This window comes from Polaromonas sp. P1_A2 (genome assembly GCF_056406895.1).
Genome location: NZ_JBFTZI010000003.1, coordinates 473,402 through 493,956 on the forward strand (window position 1 = coordinate 473,402; position 20,555 = coordinate 493,956).

Below are 20,555 nucleotides of genomic sequence, written 5' to 3' on the forward strand. Positions count from 1 at the left end.
AGGACCTCCCATCATGAACTTCAGCGGGTTCACCTCCTTTTTTACCAAACTGCCTTGGCCGACCTTTTTGTGGCCGGAATTTTTGTGGCTGCTGCTCGTCATTCCGCTGCTGGTGCTGGTCTATATCTGGCTGCTGCGCCGCAAGAAAAAAATGGCATTGCGCTATGCCAGCCTCTCCATCGTGCGCGAAGCCATGGGCCGCGGCCAGGGCTTCAGGCGCCATGTGCCGCCGCTGCTGTTTTTGCTGTCCATCGCCGCCATGCTGGTCGCGGCCTCGCGCCCCTTTGCCGTCATCAGCCTGCCCTCGCAGCGCGAAACCATCATCCTGGCCATGGACGTCTCGGGCAGCATGCGCGCCGCCGATGTGTTGCCGAATCGCCTGGTCGCCGCGCAAAACGCCGCCAAGGCCTTTCTCGCCGATCTGCCGCGCAATGTGCGAGTGGGCATAGTCGCGTTTGCCGGCACCGCCTCCGTCGTGCAGCAACCCACGCTAAGCCGCGAAGACCTGGTCGTCGCCATCGACAAATTCCAGCTGCAGCGCGGCACGGCCATCGGCAACGGCATCGTCGTCTCGCTGGCCGAATTGTTTCCCGATGCCGGCATTGATTTGGCCTCCATGCAATACGGCCGCGAAAAACCGCGCGGCACCTCAATCGACCAGGCCCTCAATCCCGACAAAAACGCCGCCGCCAAAAAAGAGTTTGTCCCCGTCGCCCCCGGCTCCTACACCTCGGGCGCCATCATCCTCTTGACCGACGGCCAGCGCACCACAGGCGTGGACTCGCTGGACGCCGCCAAAGCCGCCGCCGACCGCGGTGTGCGTGTCTACACCGTGGGCGTGGGCACGGTGGATGGGGAGACGATTGGTTTTGAAGGCTGGTCCATGCGCGTCAAGCTCGACGAAGAAACACTCAAGGGCATTGCCCGCACCACGCAGGCTGAGTACTTTTATGCGGGGACCGCAGCGGACTTGAAGAAGGTTTATGAGACGCTGAGTTCGCGGCTGGCGATTGAGAAAAAAGAGACTGAGATTTCCGGGCTGCTGGCGCTGCTGGCGGCTGCGTTGGCCTTGGTGTCGGCTAGTTTGTCGCTGCTTTGGTTTAATCGGATTCTTTGAGGAAGGCATAACGCCTTCCCCCGAATGACAAGCGAGGCGACGCTGGTATTCAGGCGAGAAAAGCCGCCGATCTACTCACTCAATTGGGGCCTCTACGGTGGGGTACGGTCCTTCGGCGGATTCGGTAGTTAGTCAAATTGAATCTTATAGCTCCTTGTCGAGAATGATTGTTTTGCTATTCGCTAGCCAAAGCTTATGGACACAATCTCTCCCGAAAAGCGATCCGCATTGATGAGCCGAATCCGCAGCAAGAACACGCAGCCCGAACTTGTCGTGAGATCTATTCTGCATCGCCTGGGTTACCGCTTCCGCCTGCATCGGAAAGATTTGCCGGGCCGACCCGACATTGTTTTGCCTAGGCATAAGAAAATCGTTCTGGTGCAAGGATGCTTTTGGCATGGGCACACATGCAAGCTCGCATCAAAACCAAAGTCAAATCAAGGCTACTGGAATGCCAAGATTCATGCGAATCGGAGCCGCGATGCACGAACTTTAGATGCTTTAACGCAAAGCGGCTGGACAGTACTGGAGTTATGGGAGTGCGAAATACGTAAGCTGGATGGCTTGACTGAAAAACTCGAATCTTTTATGAATAGCTAGGAGCCCAATAAATTTCCCCTCGACAGCCCAGATACACCATCGCCGGTTTGATACTTGAACTGCCCAGAAGATATCGTGAGTTTCGGCTATTAGCGTCGTAATTCCTCTCCATCAGAATCTATGTAGATCCGTAGCAAGTGGTCGGCACCAAAGGAGGTCAACTAGGCTAGCACCCCTGCTATCCACGCGTCAAGCTCAGAGGCCAGTAGCTCATCTGGTAAAAAAGGGCCGAACATGGCTTGGAGTATTGCTGGAGCCTCCTGTCACGTGGGGCTGGCCATGAAAGCTCGATCCAGCTACACTCCCCCAAATTCAGGAATTTATGCTATGAAAGCCGTTTCTCTCTTCTCTGGTTGTGGCGGGTCGGACGCTGGCGTCATTAGTGCTGGCTTTGAGGTGGTTATGGCAAATGATGTCCTTGCCTATGCAAAAGACGTCTATGAAGCAAATCACGCGGCCACGGACTACGTTTTGGGTGATGTTTCCAAAATCAAGGTCTTCCCCAATGCCGATTTGCTGGTTGGGTGCTACCCCTGCCAGGGGTTTAGCCAAGGAGGGGTGCGTGATCCGTCCAGAAAGATAAACAAGCTCTACCTGGAGTTTGCCCGGGCCTTGAGGCAAATCAAGCCCAAAGCATTCATTGTCGAAAACGTCTCCGGCATGGTGCGACAGAACTACCGCCATCTTCTGCAAAGCCAAGTGAAGATTTTCACGGAAGCAGGCTACAAAGTAAAAACCGAAGTCTTGAATGCGGCTGACTATGGAGTTGCACAAGAACGGAAAAGAATTTTCATTGTCGGTATCAGAGAGGACTTGGACTACGAGTATGCCTTTCCAACGCCGACTCATGGCGAAGGTCGGAGCGAGCCTCTAGTAACTATTCGCGAGGCATTGAAATACATGCGCCACTGGCCTGAAGGCGAGTTCTACGATAGGGAGTTCCACTGGTACTATTTGTCGCGTGATCGTCGGCGAGGTTGGAATGAAGCTTCCAAGACCATAGTGGCTAATCCGCGCCATATGCCGCTTCACCCGATTAGTCCCGCCCTGGAAAAAGTGGAGCACAACGTTTGGAGATTCGTATCCGATGACCGTGCTCGTCGATTCAGCTACAGAGAGGCAGCGCGCTTGCAAGGCTTTGCGCGTGACTTCAAGTTTCCCGATACTGAGCATGGCAGTTTAGATATGCGATACAAAGTAGCTGGCAACGCGGTGCCGCCGCCACTATTCGAAGCCGTCGCACGTGCATTGCCCGCAGAAATTTGGAATTAACAATGGCAGACAAGTCCATCGAATTCGTAGACATTGACCGGCTGTTGCTAGACAAGGACAATCCGCGACTTCCAGAAGATCTGATTCCTCGGACGCAGGAAAAGATGGTCGCGTACATCGCGAGCAAAGGTGCCATTGAAGACTTAATGTCTTCCATCGGAAAGAATGGGTTCTTTCTCGGAGAGGCCCTAGTCGCATATCACAACAAGGCAGACAAGCCCGGCCAGTTGCGAGTAATTGAAGGCAATCGTCGCCTTACAGCAGTCAGACTTATTCTTGATCCCACTTTATATCCGCAACGTCCCTCCATTGCCGAGCTGGCAAAAGGTGCAAAAAACAAGGCAAGGTTGCGCCAGCTGCCGGTTGTTGTCTTTAATACGCGTGAAGAGGTTCTGCCATACCTAGGGTCAAGACATATAGTCGGCGTACGGCAATGGGAACCGTTGGCTAAGGCGCGATACATGCGCCAGTTGTTTGATGTAGTGCACCACAAGGGAAAACCACCCCGCGACGGATATCGAGCCGTAGCCGAACAGATTGGCAGCTACAAACGTACGGATTACATAAAGAGTAATTTGGATGGGCTGGCTGTTTACGAAGTAATGGATCAGAAAGGTTTTTTTGGAATCCCAAATCTTTCAGAAGAGACCATTGATTTCGGTACCCTCTACACAGCGGTGGGGTATGACCCAATTGCGGAATACGTTGGAGCGGCCAAAAAAGACTCTAGGTCGGGAGAATATCAGCGACTTGAACCGATACACACCCCTGCGGTTCTTAAAGCTGACAAGATAAGGCGTCTAACGGAGTGGCTGTACAAAGAAAACTCTGACGGTGAGACCACGGTCGCTGAGTCGCGTAAGTTGCCCATGCTCGCCAAAGTCTTGGCCTCCCCTGATGCGCGCAAACAATTGGAAGACGGGGCAAGTCTTGAAATAGCCTATAGCTATACAACGGGGATTAACGATGATTTGATGGCGCATCTCCAGTCTGCGAGGAAGCATCTCAGAGCTGCTAATGGAGTGGCCCCTAGCTGCACACCCAATAGTTCTCACACGAAAATGGCAGACGAGCTTTACGATCTAGTAGAGAGCCTGACGGCAACACTGGAACGCAAAGTCAAGAAACGTCCCGCTCGTCGCTGAACATGCCTCTGAAATTTACCGTGGGGGAAGTTCCCAGAACTAAAGCATTTCAGTTCGCAGATCTTGCCGAACTCACAATTTTGGTCGGACGGACTACTCAGGTAAGCAAGGCTGATCTGGATGGGCTGATTGGTATGGGTGCACATGACTCAGACCCAGATACCGAAAATGACGGTTCTGATCAGCCTATCGACATTGCCACGATTCACTCCAGAAATGCTGAGGACTGCTTTAAGCAGTTTAGTTATCGATCAGGCGCGCTGGATAACAATTATCCATTTCATCTTCAAGATTCGTTGTTGACCGCCAAGCCGGAGATGACCAAAGCGGGATATGTGTACCTGTTCTGTCTTGTTTGTTCACGGCTAGCCTCTTTCTCCGGACAGATTGGGTTTCCGCAGCGGTGTGCGAAGGTGTTCACGGAGCTTTCCAGTGCGGCTCTTCGGGCCTCGTTAAAACATTCTGCGGATGTATACATATTCGATGCCGGATCAACAGATCGGGCACAACATTTCGATAGCAACCTTCGATTGGCATTGAATAAGCTTGCAGTTTTGCTCAATGCACTCCCTGTACAGGATGTGATTGATCAGCAATCCACTTCGGGAGATGCGGGAATAGACTTAGTAGCTATTAACAGAATGGGTGACAGCGCAAGAGGAATCCTCGCCTACTTTGCGCAGTGCGCGGCCCAACAAAATGGCTGGCCCAAAAAGACGCTGGAAGCTCAGCGTAGTGGCGCTTTTTTCTCGATGGGGCACGATCCAATAACCATTCTCTACACACCCGTTCTGTATCGCAACGCTTCCGGTACGTGGGTCAATGATATGTATAGCCAGGATTGCGTAATCATTGATCGTCTGAGAATGATGCGTGCTATGGAAAATGTCATTCACGAGCTATCAGACGATGTTTTTGAGCAGATTCAGGCTGTAGTTGGTGAAGTCGCAAATGCAGTTACTGACTGAGCTAGTCGCTCTCCGGGCGTCTGAACACTCGCAATGCCCTTGAACAGCTCATTAAGCTTCACTGGACACACGAAACACTCCGCATCAGCAGAGTTTCTGTGGCCGCTCTCCTGCCCGTAGCTGAAAGCGCAGCGTGTGCCTATGCCGCGCTGACAGTTGCCGAAGCCATCGCCCAAAGTCCTCAAGTACACGATTTTGAAAGGCGTGGCGGCCGATACCGGATTTCGCTAGCTTTCCGGCAGCGGACCAATCAGCCAGTCAGCCAGTCAGCCAAGTCCTACACCCAAAGCTGAAACCCAGAGCTGACGCCTGGTCCCCACAAGCCTAGCCTGAGAGACATCAGCCAGCCGGCCGCACCATGCCAGGTGCCGCCGGCCCAGGAGGACTTGCCATGAAACTCATGCCGCAACTGGCCTTTAACGGCAACTGCCGCCAGGCCTTTGAGCATTACGAAAAGCTGCTCAGGGGCAAGATCACCACCATGAATGCCTTGGGCGAGACCCAGGATGTTCCGCTGCCGCCAGGCTCCAAACCTTCGGCGCCCGAGCACATCCGTTTTGCGCAGCTGGAGGTCGGCGACTGGGCCTTGTTGGGCAACGATGTGCCGCCCGACGAATTCAAGTCCATGCGCGGCTTTAACATTGCCCTGCACTGCCGCAGCGTGGCCGAGGCCACGCGCATCTTTGACGGCCTGGCCGAAGGCGGCGAAGTCAAGGCGCCGCTCACGCGGGTGGCCTGGGCCGCGCGTTTTGGCCAGCTGGTGGACCGCTTTGGCGTGCCCTGGCTGGTTCTGGCTGTGGCTGATTAGCCAGGGACGCCGTCCGCCTGGCGGCATGGCCCAAAACCACCCCGTTGCACGCTTTCGCCAAAACATGTATGATGCACATCATGCGAAACGCAAAACACCCCAAAATCAATGCCAGGACCGCTGCCAAGGAGGCCTCGCACGAACGCATCGTGTCGGTAGCCGCGCGGGCGATACGGCGCAGCGGTTACGACGGCACGGGCGTGGCCGACATCATGAAAGAGGCCGGGCTGACCCATGGGGCGTTTTATGCGCATTTCGCCTCGCGCGAGGCCATGCTGGCCGAAGCCGCGACGCGGGCCTGTGCCGAGGCTGCCGCCCTGGTGGCGGGTGTGGCGGCCGCCACGCCGCCCGATGAGGCCTTGGCGACCATGGTGAGTGCTTACCTTTCGCCCGAGCATGTGGCCCAGGTGGAAATGGGCTGCCCGCTGGCCGCCCTGGGCTCCGAGACGCCGCGCCAGGCGCCCGAGGTGCGCCGCGCCACCACACGCCACATCAAGGAAATGATTGACCTGGTTGCGCGCCAGTCGCCCGACTGGGGCCAGCCCGGCGCCCATGAACGCGCACTCGTGACGGTGTCCACCATGGTCGGCACCCTGCTGCTGGCCCGCGCGGTCGACGAACCCGCTCTGGCGGACAGCCTGCGCGAGGCTGCGATCAAGCAGCTGACACCCGCCCCCGTTTGATTCGCCTTGAAGTACGCCCGCTTTTTTTCTTCGCCCTTATATATGACAAGCATCATGCCAAATACAGTTCACACCGAAAGAGAAACACCATGAACACACCCAACAAGATTGCCCTCGTCACAGGCGCCTCCTCGGGCATAGGCGAAGCGACCGCGCTGCGGCTGGTGAAGGCCGGCTACAAGGTCTACGGCACCAGCCGGCGCGGCGCGCAGGCGGGCCAGGCCCAACCGTTTGAAATGCTGGCCCTGGACGTGACCCAGGATGAATCGGCTGAGGCCGCGGTGCGGACGCTGATCGCGCGCGAAGGCCGCATAGACCTGCTGGTCAACAACGCGGGTTTTGGCGTTGCGCCGGCCGGCGCGGAAGAAAGCTCCATCGCACAGGCCCAGGCGATTTTTGACACCAATTTTTTCGGGCTGCTGCGCATGACCCGGGCCGTGCTGCCGCATATGCGGCGCCAGGGCAGCGGGCGCATCCTCAACATGAGCTCGGTGTTCGGCTTTTTGCCCATGCCCTATATGGCGCTGTATGCCGCGACCAAACACGCGGTGGAAGGCTATTCCGAGTCGCTGGACCATGAGCTGCGCACACGCGGCATACGTGTGTCGGTCATAGAGCCGGCGAACACCAATACGCAGTTCGACACCAACCTGCTGGAGCCCGACGAAAAGCTCGAGGCCTACCGCGAGGCCCGCGCGGCCGTGACGCAAAAAATGAACAAACTCGTTGAACAGGGCGACAGCCCGGCGGTGGTGGCCGACACCGTCTTAAAAGCCGCCCTTGCGCCTAACCCCAAGCTGCGCTACACGGCAGGCGCCCGCGCGGGCGGCCTGCAATGGCTGCGCCGCTTTGCACCGGCCGGGTTGGTCGATGCCGGTATCCGCAAAAACCTGCAGCTGGATGCGGCCGTGGCGCCGCTGCCGCGCACGCCGGCCCTCGGCAACTAAGCCCCTCAAGGAAAACACATGAAAGCATTTGTCCTGGACCGCTACGGCAAACAAGCCGCGCTGCGACTGGCTGAACTGCCTGAGCCGGAACTGCGCGAGGACGAAGTCCTGGTGCAAGTCCACGCCGCGGCCGTGAACCTGCTGGATTCCAAACTCCGTAATGGCGAGTTCAAGCTCATCCTGCCCTATCGCCTGCCGCTGGTGCTGGGCCATGACGTGGCAGGTGTGGTCGCCAAGGTCGGCCCGCGCGTGCGGCAGTTCAGGGTTGGCGACGAGGTCTATGCACGGCCCGATGATTTCCGCATCGGCACGTTTGCGGAGTTTGTCCCCGTGAAGGAAACCTCGCTGGCGCACAAACCCGCGAGCCTCACGATGGAGGAAGCCGCCTCGATTCCGCTGGTGGCCTTGACGGCCTGGCAGGCGCTGGTCGAGAAAGCCCAGCTCAAAAAAGGCCAGAAAGTCTTTATCCAGGCCGGCTCGGGCGGCGTGGGCACATTTGCGATCCAGCTGGCCAAGCACCTGGGCGCGACCGTTGCCACAACCACCAGCGCAGCCAATGCCCAGCTGGTGAAGCGCCTGGGCGCCGACGTGGTGATCGACTACCGGACGCAGGACTTTGAAGATGTGCTGCAGGGCTACGACGTGGTGCTCAACAGCCAGGACGGCAAGACGCTGGCCAAGTCGCTGCGCGTGCTCAAGCCCGGCGGCAAGCTGATTTCGATCTCGGGGCCGCCTGATCCGGACTTCGGCCAAGAGATCAAGGCCCCGGCATTTGTGAGGCTGGTGATGCGGCTGCTGAGCGCCGGCATACGGCGCAAGGCCAGGGGCCGCGGTGTGGGCTATTCCTTCCTGTTTATGCGGGCCAACGGCAGCCAGCTGCGCGAGATCACCGGCCTCATCGACGCCGGCGTGATACGCCCCGTGGTGGACCGTGTCTTTCCCTTTGAAGCGACCAACGAGGCCATGGCCTATGTGGAAACCGGCCGCGCCAAAGGCAAGGTGGTCATCAAGCTTCGCTGAGTTTTTGTTCGTGCCGGTTCGGGTGGAAGCCGGCAACCGGATTGTGTGTTTCCCACTTATTTATTTTTCTGGAGAAGTTTATGAAGATCAAAGATTCCGTCGTCCTCGTCACCGGTGCCAACCGCGGCATAGGCCTGGCTTTTGCGCGCGAGCTGCTGGCGCGCGGCGCGCGCAAGGTGTATGCGGCCGCCCGCGACCCGGCCACCATCACCCTGCCCGGCGTGCAGGCCCTGAAGCTGGACGTGACCAAGCCGGACGAAGTGGCGGCCGCCGCGGCGCTGGCGTCGGATGTCACGCTGGTGATCAACAATGCCGGCGTGGGCAAGCCGGGCGGCTTCCTCGCGGCCGACAGCGAAGAGACCTCGCATCGCATGCTGGAAACCAACTTCTTTGGTGTGCTGCGCATGAGCAAGGCTTTTGCGCCCGTGCTCAAGGCCAACGGCGGTGGCGGTTTGCTCAATGTGCTGTCGATTGTGTCGTGGGTGAACGGCGGTGAACTCGCGGCCTATGCGGCCAGCAAGTCCGCGGCCTGGTCGCTGACCAATTCGCTGCGCCATGAACTCGCCGCACAAAAGACGCAGGTGCTGGGCCTGCACATGGGTTATGTGGACACCGATTTGATCCGTGATTTCGACGTGCCCAAGAGCAGCCCCGAAGACATCGTCAAACGCGCGCTGGACGGCCTGGAGGCGGGTGCCGATGAAGTACTGGGCGATGAAATGACCCAGCAGGTCAAGCGCGGCCTGACGGCGCCCCGGCCCAGCTACCTGCCGCAGGCGGCCTGAAGCTATTTACCCAGCCTGGCACTCTTTTGCGAAAGAGGCTATGGCCCGCGTAAAGGCCTCGGGCACCTCCAGCGGCGCGAACTCGCCGCTGCCGCGCAACACCTCGCCCTTGAGGTGTTTTGCGCCCATGGCCTTGAGGCCCGGGAGGTAGTCTTCGGGTGAACGGCCGTCGGCGTCGCCCCGCAGATACAGCAGGGGCGTTTCGATGGCCTTGTGCCGGCTGTTGTGCCTGGCATCGGCCTGCAGCGCGCGGTACCAGTCAAAGCCCGCCTTGAGCGCCTCGGGGCGTTCATAGGCGCGCGCAAAGGCGGCGCGATGGTCTTCCGTCACGGCCTCTTTTTTGCCGGCCAGGAAGTTGGTAAAAAAATCAAAGTAGGCGCGCTGGTGGCCCGCGACCAGCAGCTCGGGCAATTCGGGCAGGGCATGGAAGGCGAAGTGCCAGATGCGCGGGTCGGCCAGCACCTTGTCCCAAGGGTCTATGCCGGGGACCACGGTATTCATGACCACGGCGCCCGCGATGCGTGGCCCATAGTCACGCGCCGCCGCATAGGCGATCATGCCGCCCACGTCGAGGCCGGCCACCACCATGGCGCGCGCACCGGCGCGCTCCGCCGCGCCAATCAGGATATCGGCCAGCACGGTTTTTTCGGCCGAAGGCGGCGCGCCGCGCGACTCGCCTATGGCCGGCAAGTCAAAAGCCAGCACAAAATGCCCGGCGGCGAGTGTGTCGACCACCGGGGCATAAAGTTGTTTGTCGTGGGGCCAGCCGTGCAGCAGCACGAGGGCGGGCCGGGCTGGGTCGCCGGCCGCGAGCAGGCCCAGGGTCAGGCCCTCATGGGCGATGGTGTCCGTGCGCATGCCAGGTCAGGGCCCGCCGGCATGAAGCACCTTCCGGGATACTTCATGCGTGAACGGGCCCGGCTTTGCAAGCGTGGGTTTAGCGTCGCGGCTTGGTGACCTCGTGGCCGATCACACCGCCGACGGCGGCACCGCCCACGGTGCCCAAGGCACTGCCGCCGGTCAGCGCCGAGCCGGCCACACCGCCGACACCGGCGCCGATCAGGGTGTTGCGGTCCTGGGTCGACATGCCGCTGCAGCCCGTCAGGGCGGCCAGTGAAATCGCAGCCGCGCAAATTGCGCTGTGTTTGATGCTGATCATTTTTATCTCCTTGAAGTGGATGAAATTTGAAGAGCGATAAATGCCGCTTGACTGGTTACGCCATCAATCCGCCTTCACCTGAATGAACGGTTCATCGTTCGTGCCTGCCAACAAGCCAGGGCGATGAACTTTTCATTGCTGGTTTATTCATGCTAGGCCGCCGGCTCTTCAGGGGTGTAGGACGAAATGCCGTATCGCTGAGGACCGAGTCCGATCCGGGGCGGCGTCATTTCGCACGCGGGTCGCAGGTCGCGGCACCACGCGCCATCCCGTCGGTGCTACCCCAGCCGGAGCGCACAGTCCCTTGAGATGCAGTAGAGTAGCCCGCTATGCCGCTCCATGCCCATGCCTTTGCCTTCATTTGCCAAAACCAGGCGTCTTATGCGAAGTGACATTTTTCGCATTGTGTGCGGCCTTGTCTCACTGGCCGCGGGGCTTGTCTGGGTCCTCTTCCTGCTTCTTTTCGGCGGCGAGTTTGTTGCCGAGCTTCGGTCGTTTTCGTCGAGGCCATTGGGTATCGTCCCCGCTTTCCTGCTCTCCGCGCTTGCACTGGGCTTCGTCATCCTGTTTGCCGCCGGCATCATGTCCATGCGAGCCGGGCCGCCAAGACCGCGGCTGTGGCTCACATGCATCGTGGCCGGCCTGGTCACATGCCTGGCTGCCTGGTGGCTTATGGGCGGCCCTGCGATCCAGAAATCGGGCGTACACATGTCCTGGCTCCTGTTCGGGGTGTCCGGCGGAGCATGAGCTTGTTTGCTGTCCATCCGGAGCCACAACAATCTTTTTCACCAGACACATGAGCGAAGCACCGTCGCCGCCCTTGTCGGCATACGCGAGGTTTTCCCTGGCGCTCGCCGGGGTTTTGCTGCTGCCGGCCTTGTGGTCGCTCTTCAGCGCCATCGTGTCGGCTGCGTCCACCGGGCAAGTTCTGGTCATCAGCGTTGGGCGCACCGAAACCGCCAGGGAACTCGTCCCCTGGATCAGGGGCTGGCCGCGATTTGTCGCGCCCGTCGTCATCAGCGCATCCCTGCTGCTCTGGTCCTCGGCGCATCGCTTACCTCGCAGCGCTTGGTGGCTGTCGGCCGCCACGTCCGCCCTGGGCCTTGCGCTCCTGCTGTTTTCGAAGTGGTTCACCAGCTGGTACGGTGCCATCTGGTTCGTCGGCATGGCCGCATTTGTTGCCACTACGCTCTATATCGGGAAGCGCTTCGGCGGCCTTGCCGCACTGGTGGTCATTCTTCTCGTCTTCGGCGCCGTCGTGTGGCGTATCACCAGCGCGGCCTGACGCGGCGAACCAGATAGCGCATCTGTGAATGCGTCTTTGGGGGTGGTGGCGCGCTGGTAGGGGCCGTACCGATGACCGGCCGGCCCCATTGCAAGCGCCGGTAAGATGGCGGCCTGGGTCAGAATCAGCCATTGCGATCCTCAGGAGCTGTCATTGAAAGTTCAAGGCCAATGCCATTGCGGCGCGATTGAGTACGAAGCGCAAGTCCAGCCGGGCACCATCACGGTCTGCCATTGCACCGACTGCCAGACGCAGTCCGGCTCCGTATTTCGGGCCAACATCCCCGCGCCCGCGAGCACTTTCCGGCTGGTGAAGGGCACACCCCGGACCTACATCAAGACGGCGGCCAGCGGCTCCAGGCGCGTTCTCGCGTTTTGCGAGGTCTGCGGCAGTCCCCTGTATGCCTGCGCCGCGGAGAACCCACAGGCCTACTCGCTGCGCATCGGCACGCTGAAACAGCGGCATGAATTGGGCGCCCCGCAGCGGCAAATCTGGACGCAGCGTTGTCTTTCATGGGTGACGTTTCCGGCGGAACTGGAAGCTTTTGACGGCCAGCCGTGATGGCTGAAGTCCCCGGGCAACCCATGTCTTTTGAGCGGCAGTCCATTGTGAGCCGCGGCGGAATCAACCACAGCAGCACACATTTCAATACAGCATCAACAGGTCGCTCAACATGGCACGCATGATTCCACCCCTGGTCCTCGAGATGGTCGAAGAAGCCTCCAGCTCCGCCGGCTCTGACGTTTCCCCCTTCTGGCTATCAGACAGCGAGGGCACGCCGGAAGAAGGCATGTACCAGCTGGCATCCGAGCTGGACGTCGAGAACGCCGACCAGCTGCTGGCCCAGCTCCCGCCCGGCTACAGGATGGTGTATTCAATTTTCCTGTGGGAAGCCAGCCGCGCCGGCGAGGGATTCAAGACGGGCACCGACAACTCGGGGTTGGCGCTGGTGCAGGCCGCGGCAAAAGCCTATGCCGAAGCGGGCATGCCGGAAGAAGCCGCGGCGCTGGAGCGCATGCTGGCGCAGTATGTTCAAACACCGTTGGATTACGACAGCATCGAGGCCGCGTACGAGGCCGTGGACAATCCCTACCAGGACGACTGGGAGCGCATTCCGCGCCTGGTCAGGCATCTTTGCGAACACGCGGACCGTTACTTCTACATCGAGGCTTGAGTGCCGGCAGCCCACCGCATGAGTGCATGGGATCAAAATATCCCGGGTTTTGCGCGCCGGGTGCGGTATGGTTCCGGCAAACCACCGGAAAACACATGAAACATATACGCGCGATGGCATGGACCGCAGCAGGCCTGGGCTGGCTGGCGGCCTTCTTCTTTTTGGGATCGACCATAGGCGGCGTGCAGTGGATAGCCCACACCGGGCGCACCATTCCGGCCGCATTGAACATCGCGATGGCCGCCCTTTGTTTAGCGGCGGCTTATTGCCTGTTCTCCGGCGGAAAGCTTCCCAGAGCCCTCGCCATCCCCATCGTGCTGCTCGCGTCGCTGCACCTGCTGAACATTTTCACTTTTCTGCTTTTTGCAGCGCGTGTCCAGTCCGATTTTTTAACCCCGCTGTTCCTGCTGTCGGCCTTTGTTCCCACCAATACGGGCTTCACTGCGTGGATTCCCGGGTATCTCAATCTTTTCCTGCTTCCGGTGCTTTCCTTGCTGCTGGTCTTTTTTGGCGGCGACCAGGAAAAGGCGGCAGATCCGTCATGAAATTCCTCGCGCTGCTTTTAGTGATCTTCTCCGGCTTGTTTTATCTCTTTGGCTCCGAAGAGAAGGAGCGCGCTGAAACCATGGCTTCGGTCGCCAGGTCACCGGGCTTTGTCCGCGCCACACCGGACGGCATGACCAAGGTATCAGGCAAGCACGGGGACTCGTACCGGGTCCACTTCAAATATGTGGTCGATGGCGTGGCCTACCGCACCACAACCACCTCCACAGACGAAGCCGGTGCCCGCTGGTACATTGACGAGCCTGTTGTGGAGGTGGCCTACGACACACGAAAGCCCTCGGTCGCCACCATGCGGCGCTATTACGACTTGCGGGACAAGCGGGAAAGTGTCGGAAGTGCCTTGTTCGTATCGGGGGTTCTTTCGCTGGGCCTTGCTTTGCCCATTGCCTTTGGTGTTGCCTGGCCCCTGGGGTGGTTGCGCCGGAAGAAGAAAGTGGCAGGACCGGTCTAAGCCCCTATCCCCAAAAACTGCCCATGCGGATTCACTTCCTTCAAATCCTGGCCTGCCTCGGGCTCGCGCTTTGCGCGCCGGCCAAAGCACAGGGCCGCTCCGCACCCTTCACCGGAACATGGTCCATAGACCTCAGGACACCGGCTGAAAAGAAAGACAAGGTCGAGTGCGGCACGGCGGTTTTTAAGCTGTCGCAAACAGGCGCCAAAATCGTTGGCGATCACGCCATGGCAACGCCTGGCTGCGGGCGCATGAACGAGGGAGGCGAAGCCAGCGTCAAAGGCCTTGTGCTTGGCGGGAGCGCCGTGCTCACGGTGACAAGCGCAAGAAACGGCCAGATCGTGCTCGGATCGGCAAAGGTCCGCGGCGATTCCCTGCATTGGCAGGTGAGTGAGGAAATCAAGGCGGGAGAGCCGGAGGGAGACTCCGGTTTGATTCTTCAGAGCGGGGTTTTGCGCAGGGAACACCCGTGAAAGCCCTCTGAAAATGAATGGGCCCACTGCCGTAAACCGTCATGACAGCACTTACGATAAGGTCATGTAAGGTCATGGAGAGAAGGCTGCCGCTGGCCTCATCAACCATAAATCAAGGGGCCAGATCATGAATTACCTGTCGAATGCGACCTTTGCAGGCCTGCTGCTTGTTTGCTCCTGCGCGGCGCATGCTGTGGAACCTGTGAATGACCCGGTGAAATACCTGCAAGATCGCATCTTGTGGGTCACTGCAGGCGATATCCGGGATGGATTTCCGGCAAAGTCTCTCGAGTCCAAACTCCACGTGACTTTTCGGCAAGCCATGGAGCTCAAGGGTCCTGAGGGAACGATCAATTTGGCCGGCGCGGCTTCCGTGCCGCAGTTTCTGGACACCGCCGGGACACAATTGATCCAGACGCAAGCGGGCTCCAACAAGCCGCAAAGGGTGCTGCACGTCATGTTCAGCAGCAATGGACCGTGTGTCCCTCTGCAGGCAGCCGTCTCATCGCCCCGGTGCACATTCGCGAAACCCTATATGGCGCCTGGAATCACCATGCCGGGGTCTCCCCAGACCTTGAGCCTGCAAGGGATGATGTGCCCCAAGGAGGGAAATCGCGATGTTGTCGTCAGGCTGACCGCGCCGGATCAAAAATGTATTCGGGCGCTCACCGTGAGCGACAACTAGACCTTGCTGGATACACGAGCCTAGGCCTCAAGATGAAAATTTGCGCCGAATGCAAGTCGCCTGCGCCGGATGCGCTGCTGGCCTGTTCCGCCTGTGGTTGCGGCATCTTCACTGAACCGGACGCTCCAGGTTCCGGGAAGCGCGCCGAGTCCGATTTCGCCGTCCTGCTTAAATGGGCGGTCGGCTACTTGCTTTGCGCGATGCTGCTGGGCGTGGCCACCACCCTGATGGCGCATATGCTGTTGCGCGGCGGCTTCCGGACGGCGGCGGAGGGAATGGCCACATCCCCCGTCATGCTGGTTCCTGTCCTCACAACGCTGTTCTTTGCGCGCTATTCAAGCCGTTATCACAAGCCCATCGCCCGAGCCGGCGCGCTCTACCTGGCCATCTCGGTTCTTGGACTCGGTGTGCACTTGATAGGGTCCGGGCGCCCGGCCGGCTATCTTGGCGCAGCGGTAAACACCTTGGTTTTTGCGCTGCTTGGCACGGCCATCGGCTTTTTCTTCAGGCGCAAGGATGGCTGAACCGCCGCCCGCCAGACAGCAAACCAAATCACTGTTGAATCCACAGTGCATACTTCGGGCATGAACGGAATGACACCGTCGTCTCTGACTACCCATTCAGAACGAGTTTTCAGCATTGATCATTTTCTTGCTTCGGCGGACTGTGCTGAACTGATGGGTTTGGCCGATGAACATGGATTCGAAGCGGCGGGCGTGCGCACTGCCGAGGGCCAGCGATCCATGCCCACGGTACGCAACAATGAGCGTGCCTTGTTTGAGTCTCCTCGCTGGGTGATGCGCCTATGGGAGGGCCTGGCGGGAGCCGCGCTACCGGCCTTGCAAGGGCAAAAGGCCGTGGGGCTGCCCAAGGACCTTCGGTTCTACAGGTATTCGCCGGGGCAGCGCTTCAAGATGCACAAGGACGGCCCGTGGACGGAGGGCGGCTTCACGAGTCGACTGACCTTCCTGGTCTACCTCAACGAAAACTTCGTTGGTGGGGAAACCGATTTCCGCGACTTCAAGATCCTGCCCCGAACCGGCCGTGCCCTGCTTTTTATCCATGACACCTGGCACGAGGGTGCAACTGTCGAGGAAGGAACAAAGTATGTTCTGCGTTCTGATGTGCTTTACGGGGTAGCGCCCTAATCGAATAATCATCTATCAACAAAGCAATGCCCTCAACCGAATGCCCCAATTGCACATCAGGCAAAGATGTTCGCGAGAAAGTGCTGTTGGTCGACAAACTTAATGCGGACCGGTATTTTTATGTTGAGGATTGGCTGTAGGCTCGAGTCACGAACAGTCCCCGCATACAAGCCCCTCCATTGAGCGAACCTTTCGAAAACTCACACACCCCCCGGCATCAAACCTTATGGCGCGTTCACGCAACGACTACGTCAAAAAGCGGGCCATCCGCTTTCAGAAATTGCGTGCCAGGCTGCTTGCCTGCTACCTTGTGCCCGGCATGGCTGCCTTGCTTGCGGCAATTGTTTCCCTTGTGATGGCCGCCTCTGCATGGCTGCAGCTTGCAATATTCGGTATTGCCTTCACGCTTTTAGCCATTGGTGAAACAAAGTACCGATGCCCCGTCTGCAACCGTACTCCGCCTGGAAATTTCAATCCGAAGTCTTGTGGTTATTGCAAAACCGTCCTGCGGTGGCGGAGATGATCGAGTGGTACAGGTCCCTCGTGGCCCTACCGTGTCAGCCTTGTCCTACATCCAAAGATGACATTCATGGATGTCTTTTGACATAGCGGCGAATATGCTCGGAGCGCATGGTTCCCAAAGACAAGCGTGAAAAAGGCGGTACCGCGCTCGATCAGATTCGGGCGTCGCTGAGGCAGTTTTTGCGGATCAGGGACTTGCAGGAAAAGCTAACCCCACACGGCACGGAACAACCCGGCCGGCCGCTTGCGAGTGACGAGCTCAAGCACTGGCGGGATTCACTCGGCGAGGACAGCCGTACACGGTCGCGGGTCAAGCCACGTGGCGGCAAGAAGGATTAAACCCCGCCGGGCCTCAAGCCCACTCCGACACGCACAGCGCAGCCCCGATGGTTGGTAGCCAATCTTCTAGCTGGGGCGAACCTTTTGGGCTCTTTTGATGGAAGGCCCGACCAACAGCAACAACAGGACTGGCGGGAAGATACACACGGCGAGAATCCGCGCGAAACTCACGTTGCTGAACCAACAGCGCAATGCCACAGCCATCCAGCCTATCGCGCCCATCAGGACAAACACAATCGTGATCTTGAAGAAAAAGAGCGCAAAAAGAAGCCCTAGGCCCAGCGCCAGCACAGCAGCACCGACGTACACATCGGTATCCTTGCGCTCGACGGGTCCCCGTCGTTCAGACGCGCTCAGCCCCACTCCGATAGCCTCCCCGATACCAACCTGAACCGCCGCCCGCAACGCGAGGCCAGCGTTTCATCATGCGTGACCAGCACAAAAGCCGTGCCGAAATCACGCGCAAGCTTCAGCATCAGCTCAAACACGCCGTCGGCCGTGGAACGGTCGAGGTTGCCGGTGGGCTCGTCGGCCAGCACGCAAGCCGGCTGGGTGACCAGGGCGCGGGCAATCGCGACGCGCTGGCGTTCGCCGCCTGAGAGCTCCGCGGGCCTATGGTGGATGCGGTCCTTGAGGCCGACGGCGGCCAGCATCTCGGTGGCGATGCGTGAGGACTCGGCGGGCGCCTGGCGGCGTATCCACAGCGGCATGGCGACGTTGTCGAGGGCGCTGAATTCGGGCAGCAGGTGGTGGAACTGGTAAACAAAACCTAAATGCTGGTTGCGCAAGTCACCCTGCTGCTGGGGCGACAAGGCCGACAGCACTTTGCCCTTGAGTTCCACCTGGCCGCTGGTGGGCGCGTCCAGGCCGCCCATCAAATGCAGCAGCGTGCTTTTGCCGGATCCCGAAGCGCCGACGATGGCCAGGGTTTCGCCGGCGTGGACTTGCAGGTCCACGCCGTGCAGCACCGTGAGGTCTATTAACCCTTCGTGGAAGCGTTTGGTGAGGGCGCTGGCCTTGAGGACCACTTCGCCATTGGCCTTGCCGGTTTGCAGCGTGGCGGTCATGTCGTTCTTGAGCTCACTCATAACGCAGGGCCTCCGCGGGATTGACCCGGCTGGCGCGCCAGCTCGGGTAGATGGTGGCCAAAAAGGACAGCAGCAGGGAGATGACGACGATGGGCATGATGTCGGCGTATTGCGGTTCGCTGGGCATGCGGCTGATCAGGTAGATGTCTTTGGGTAAAAAACTGGCGTTGAGCGCGCGCTCTATGGCAGGCACGATGACGTCGATGTTGAAGGCAATGCCCAGGCCCAGGACCAGGCCCGAGAGTGTGCCTATCACGCCGACCAGCGCGCCCTGCACCATGAAGATTTTCATGATGCTTTTCGGGCTGGAACCCAGGGTGCGCAAAATCGCGATGTCGGCGCGCTTGTCGGTCACCGTCATGACCAGGGTGCTGACCAGGTTGAAGGCGGCCACCGCGACGATGAGCGTGAGGATGATGAACATCATGCGTTTTTCGAGCTGCACGGCGGCGAACCAGGTCTTGTTCTGGCGCGTCCAGTCGCGTATCAAGAGGTCGCCGCTCAGCGTGCGCGACAGCTCCAGCGCCACTTCGCGCGCCTGGTGCAAGTCTTTCAGGCGTATGCGTATGCCGGTCGGGCCTTCGAGCCTGAAGATTTTGGCGGCGTCGTCCTGGTGCATCATGACCAGGGCCGAGTCGTATTCATAGTGGCCGGAGTCAAAGGTGCCGACCACCGTCATCTGCTTCAAGCGCGGCACCACGCCGGCCGGGGTGACCTGGCCGCTGGGCGCGATCAGGGTGACGGTGTCGCCCTCGCGCACGCCCATGGCGCGGGCCAGCTCGCCGCCCAGCACCACGCCGAAATTGCCGGGCACCAGTTTCTGGAGTGCGGGCGCCGAGGTCACGGCGAGGTCGGTGACCTGGCCTTCGAGGGCCGGGTCTATGCCGCGCACGAGGGTGCCCTTCATGTCTTCACCGCGCGCCAGCAGGGCCTGGGCCGCGACAAAGGTGGCGGCGCCCGTGACCTGGGGGTTGGCCTTGATTTCAGCGAGGGTTTTGGCCGGGTCGGGCAGCGCGACGCCGCCCGGGGCGAAGACCTCGATGTGCGAGATCACGCCCAGCATGCGGTCGCGCACTTCCTTCTGGAAGCCGTTCATCACACTGAGCACGATGATGAGGGCGGCGACGCCGAGCGCGATGCCCAGCATGGAGACACCCGAGATAAAAGAGATAAAACCGTTGCGCCGGGTGGCGCGGCCGGCGCGGGTGTAGCGCCAGCCTAATATCAGTTCATACGGAATTTGCATCCGGGTATTGTTGCATCCCGGACAATAGCCCCATGTCAGCCAATTCCCCCACCCCTTTCACCGGGCCGCAACTGCTGCTGCCCTTCGCGGCCTGCGGCGCGGAGGCCTGGCTGCCGGCGATGAAGGCGCTGCCGGCCGACAGCACACGCAATCTGGCCCAGCTGCTCAAGGGCATGAAGTCAGTGCACACTGATGAAGCCGATGCCCACACGCTGTCGCCGCCGCATGAACGGGCTTTGGCCCGGGCGCTGGGCATGGCGAACTCCAACACAGCCGACGGCCTGATTCCCTGGGCCGCGCGCGATGCGGCGCTGCACCTGCCCGGCAGCACGGGCAAGGCCTGGGCCTGGATCACGCCCTGCCACTGGGCCATGGGCCGCGAGCATGCAACCCTGACCGACCCGGCCGCGCTGGGCCTGCAGGAGGGCGAATCACGCGCCCTGCTGGCGGCCATGCAGCCTTATTTCGACGGCGACGGCATCACGCTGCACTATGTGCCAGCCCTGGGGCCGGCGCGCTGGCTGGCCGAGGGCGAGCTGTTTCGCAGCCTGCCCACCGCCTCGCTGGACCGGGTGCTGGGCCGCAATGTAGACCCCTGGCTGCCCAAGCAGGACAAACAAGACCCCAAGGGCACGGCGCGCAAGGTCAAGCTTTTGCAGAACGAGATGCAGATGCTGCTGTACACCCATGCACTCAATGACGAGCGCGCGGCACGGCGCCAGCTGCCGGTCAATTCTTTCTGGCCCAGCGGCACGGGTGCGCTGGCTGCGGGCTACGCGGCCGGCAAAGCGCCAGTGCCGGCCATGCCGCGCAGCCTGGCGCAGGCGGTGTTTGCCGACGACTGGGCGGCTTATGCCCAGGCCTGGGCCGCATTGGATGCGAACGAGATTGCCGCCCTGCTGGCGCGCCAGCGCGCGGGCGAGGCCGTGCGGCTGACGCTGTGTGGTGAGCGCGGCGCGGCCACCTTTGAGACAGCGCACCAAGGCTTTTTTGCCAGGATCGCGGCCAGCCTGGCCCCCACCCCTTTGCTGGCGGCGCTGGAGCGGCTGTAAGCCCCAGCGCCCGGTACCCCCTCA

The 20,555-nt window shown here is 60.2% G+C and carries 28 protein-coding genes; 23 read left to right on the plus strand and 5 right to left on the minus strand.

The window, feature by feature from the left end:
• Positions 1–13: 13 nt before the first annotated feature.
• The 10 genes from AC1D09_RS14235 to AC1D09_RS14280 all read left to right on the plus strand — a co-directional run bounded on the left by AC1D09_RS14235 (position 14) and on the right by AC1D09_RS14280 (position 9,345).
• On the plus strand, positions 14–1,117 hold the full coding sequence (locus AC1D09_RS14235) for a VWA domain-containing protein (protein WP_477701102.1): 1,104 nt from the start codon (positions 14–16) through the stop codon (positions 1,115–1,117).
• A gap of 195 nt (positions 1,118–1,312) precedes the next feature.
• On the plus strand, positions 1,313–1,717 hold the full coding sequence (locus AC1D09_RS14240; RefSeq protein ID WP_477661320.1) for a very short patch repair endonuclease: 405 nt from the start codon (positions 1,313–1,315) through the stop codon (positions 1,715–1,717).
• A 327-nt stretch (positions 1,718–2,044) separates the two neighbouring features.
• The gene (locus tag AC1D09_RS14245) at positions 2,045–2,989 is read left to right on the plus strand and encodes a DNA cytosine methyltransferase (protein ID WP_477661321.1); all 945 of its coding nucleotides are present in this window, start codon (positions 2,045–2,047) and stop codon (positions 2,987–2,989) included.
• 2 nt (positions 2,990–2,991) lie between these two features.
• Positions 2,992–4,134 carry a ParB N-terminal domain-containing protein gene (locus AC1D09_RS14250; RefSeq protein ID WP_477701103.1) on the plus strand — a complete coding sequence of 381 codons (1,143 nt, stop codon included), beginning with the start codon at positions 2,992–2,994 and terminating at the stop codon, positions 4,132–4,134.
• A gap of 2 nt (positions 4,135–4,136) precedes the next feature.
• Positions 4,137–5,102 carry a hypothetical protein gene (locus AC1D09_RS14255; RefSeq protein ID WP_477661323.1) on the plus strand — a complete coding sequence of 322 codons (966 nt, stop codon included), beginning with the start codon at positions 4,137–4,139 and terminating at the stop codon, positions 5,100–5,102.
• A 391-nt stretch (positions 5,103–5,493) separates the two neighbouring features.
• Positions 5,494–5,910 carry a VOC family protein gene (locus tag AC1D09_RS14260; protein WP_477661324.1) on the plus strand — a complete coding sequence of 139 codons (417 nt, stop codon included), beginning with the start codon at positions 5,494–5,496 and terminating at the stop codon, positions 5,908–5,910.
• Positions 5,911–5,978: 68 nt separating this feature from the next.
• Positions 5,979–6,593: a TetR/AcrR family transcriptional regulator gene (locus AC1D09_RS14265; protein WP_477661325.1), complete on the plus strand. Its 615-nt coding sequence runs from the start codon at positions 5,979–5,981 to the stop codon at positions 6,591–6,593.
• Between the two features lie 89 nt (positions 6,594–6,682).
• A complete protein-coding gene (locus AC1D09_RS14270) occupies positions 6,683–7,540 on the plus strand; it encodes an oxidoreductase (RefSeq protein ID WP_477701104.1) in 858 nt (285 codons plus the stop codon).
• An 18-nt stretch (positions 7,541–7,558) separates the two neighbouring features.
• The gene (locus AC1D09_RS14275; protein ID WP_477664597.1) at positions 7,559–8,560 is read left to right on the plus strand and encodes an NADP-dependent oxidoreductase; all 1,002 of its coding nucleotides are present in this window, start codon (positions 7,559–7,561) and stop codon (positions 8,558–8,560) included.
• An 80-nt stretch (positions 8,561–8,640) separates the two neighbouring features.
• Complete coding sequence (locus tag AC1D09_RS14280) at positions 8,641–9,345, plus strand: SDR family oxidoreductase (RefSeq protein ID WP_477664598.1); 705 nt, start codon at positions 8,641–8,643, stop codon at positions 9,343–9,345.
• A 6-nt stretch (positions 9,346–9,351) separates the two neighbouring features.
• On the opposite strand, the gene AC1D09_RS14285 is transcribed toward AC1D09_RS14280, so the two are convergent.
• Together AC1D09_RS14285 and AC1D09_RS14290 are read right to left on the minus strand one after the other, a co-directional pair.
• Positions 9,352–10,203 (minus strand): alpha/beta fold hydrolase, encoded by an 852-nt coding sequence (locus AC1D09_RS14285; RefSeq protein WP_477664599.1) that lies wholly within the window; start codon positions 10,201–10,203, stop codon positions 9,352–9,354.
• 79 nt (positions 10,204–10,282) lie between these two features.
• Entirely contained in the window at positions 10,283–10,504 is a 222-nt protein-coding gene (locus tag AC1D09_RS14290; protein ID WP_477664600.1) for a glycine zipper 2TM domain-containing protein, read from the minus strand.
• Positions 10,505–10,885: 381 nt separating this feature from the next.
• On the opposite strand from AC1D09_RS14290, the gene AC1D09_RS14295 reads away from it, so the two are divergent.
• From AC1D09_RS14295 to AC1D09_RS14350, 12 genes are all read left to right on the plus strand, one after another.
• On the plus strand, positions 10,886–11,251 hold the full coding sequence (locus AC1D09_RS14295; protein ID WP_477664601.1) for a hypothetical protein: 366 nt from the start codon (positions 10,886–10,888) through the stop codon (positions 11,249–11,251).
• Positions 11,252–11,300: 49 nt separating this feature from the next.
• The gene (locus tag AC1D09_RS14300) at positions 11,301–11,789 is read left to right on the plus strand and encodes a hypothetical protein (protein WP_477664602.1); all 489 of its coding nucleotides are present in this window, start codon (positions 11,301–11,303) and stop codon (positions 11,787–11,789) included.
• 153 nt (positions 11,790–11,942) lie between these two features.
• The gene (locus AC1D09_RS14305; protein ID WP_477664603.1) at positions 11,943–12,350 is read left to right on the plus strand and encodes a GFA family protein; all 408 of its coding nucleotides are present in this window, start codon (positions 11,943–11,945) and stop codon (positions 12,348–12,350) included.
• A gap of 112 nt (positions 12,351–12,462) precedes the next feature.
• Positions 12,463–12,963: a DMP19 family protein gene (locus AC1D09_RS14310; RefSeq protein WP_477701105.1), complete on the plus strand. Its 501-nt coding sequence runs from the start codon at positions 12,463–12,465 to the stop codon at positions 12,961–12,963.
• 95 nt (positions 12,964–13,058) lie between these two features.
• A complete protein-coding gene (locus AC1D09_RS14315; protein WP_477664605.1) occupies positions 13,059–13,508 on the plus strand; it encodes a hypothetical protein in 450 nt (149 codons plus the stop codon).
• On the plus strand, positions 13,505–13,978 hold the full coding sequence (locus AC1D09_RS14320) for a DUF3592 domain-containing protein (RefSeq protein WP_477664606.1): 474 nt from the start codon (positions 13,505–13,507) through the stop codon (positions 13,976–13,978). Before AC1D09_RS14315 ends, AC1D09_RS14320 begins: the two co-directional genes overlap by 4 nt.
• 23 nt (positions 13,979–14,001) lie before the next feature.
• Positions 14,002–14,451 (plus strand): hypothetical protein, encoded by a 450-nt coding sequence (locus AC1D09_RS14325; protein WP_477664607.1) that lies wholly within the window; start codon positions 14,002–14,004, stop codon positions 14,449–14,451.
• Between the two features lie 127 nt (positions 14,452–14,578).
• Positions 14,579–15,136, plus strand: a complete 558-nt coding sequence (locus AC1D09_RS14330) for a hypothetical protein (protein WP_477664608.1) — start codon at positions 14,579–14,581, stop codon at positions 15,134–15,136.
• 32 nt (positions 15,137–15,168) lie between these two features.
• Positions 15,169–15,660, plus strand: coding sequence for a hypothetical protein (locus AC1D09_RS14335; RefSeq protein WP_477664609.1), 492 nt, complete (start codon positions 15,169–15,171; stop codon positions 15,658–15,660).
• A gap of 60 nt (positions 15,661–15,720) precedes the next feature.
• Positions 15,721–16,284 (plus strand): prolyl hydroxylase family protein, encoded by a 564-nt coding sequence (locus AC1D09_RS14340; RefSeq protein WP_477664610.1) that lies wholly within the window; start codon positions 15,721–15,723, stop codon positions 16,282–16,284.
• Positions 16,285–16,510: 226 nt separating this feature from the next.
• The gene (locus AC1D09_RS14345; RefSeq protein WP_477664611.1) at positions 16,511–16,807 is read left to right on the plus strand and encodes a hypothetical protein; all 297 of its coding nucleotides are present in this window, start codon (positions 16,511–16,513) and stop codon (positions 16,805–16,807) included.
• A gap of 107 nt (positions 16,808–16,914) precedes the next feature.
• Positions 16,915–17,145 carry a hypothetical protein gene (locus AC1D09_RS14350; protein ID WP_477664612.1) on the plus strand — a complete coding sequence of 77 codons (231 nt, stop codon included), beginning with the start codon at positions 16,915–16,917 and terminating at the stop codon, positions 17,143–17,145.
• Positions 17,146–17,211: 66 nt separating this feature from the next.
• On the opposite strand, the gene AC1D09_RS14355 is transcribed toward AC1D09_RS14350, so the two are convergent.
• Genes AC1D09_RS14355 through AC1D09_RS14365 form a run of 3 tightly spaced genes read right to left on the minus strand, consistent with a single transcriptional unit; the run spans position 17,212 to position 19,479 of the window.
• Entirely contained in the window at positions 17,212–17,454 is a 243-nt protein-coding gene (locus AC1D09_RS14355) for a hypothetical protein (protein WP_477664613.1), read from the minus strand.
• A 44-nt stretch (positions 17,455–17,498) separates the two neighbouring features.
• Positions 17,499–18,233, minus strand: coding sequence for a lipoprotein-releasing ABC transporter ATP-binding protein LolD (gene lolD / locus AC1D09_RS14360; RefSeq protein ID WP_477664614.1), 735 nt, complete (start codon positions 18,231–18,233; stop codon positions 17,499–17,501).
• Positions 18,226–19,479: a lipoprotein-releasing ABC transporter permease subunit gene (locus tag AC1D09_RS14365; protein WP_477664615.1), complete on the minus strand. Its 1,254-nt coding sequence runs from the start codon at positions 19,477–19,479 to the stop codon at positions 18,226–18,228. Before AC1D09_RS14365 ends, lolD begins: the two co-directional genes overlap by 8 nt.
• A 32-nt stretch (positions 19,480–19,511) precedes the next feature.
• Between AC1D09_RS14365 and AC1D09_RS14370 the strand changes: the two genes are divergently transcribed.
• Complete coding sequence (locus tag AC1D09_RS14370) at positions 19,512–20,531, plus strand: hypothetical protein (RefSeq protein ID WP_477664616.1); 1,020 nt, start codon at positions 19,512–19,514, stop codon at positions 20,529–20,531.
• The last annotated feature ends 24 nt before the right edge of the window (positions 20,532–20,555 follow it).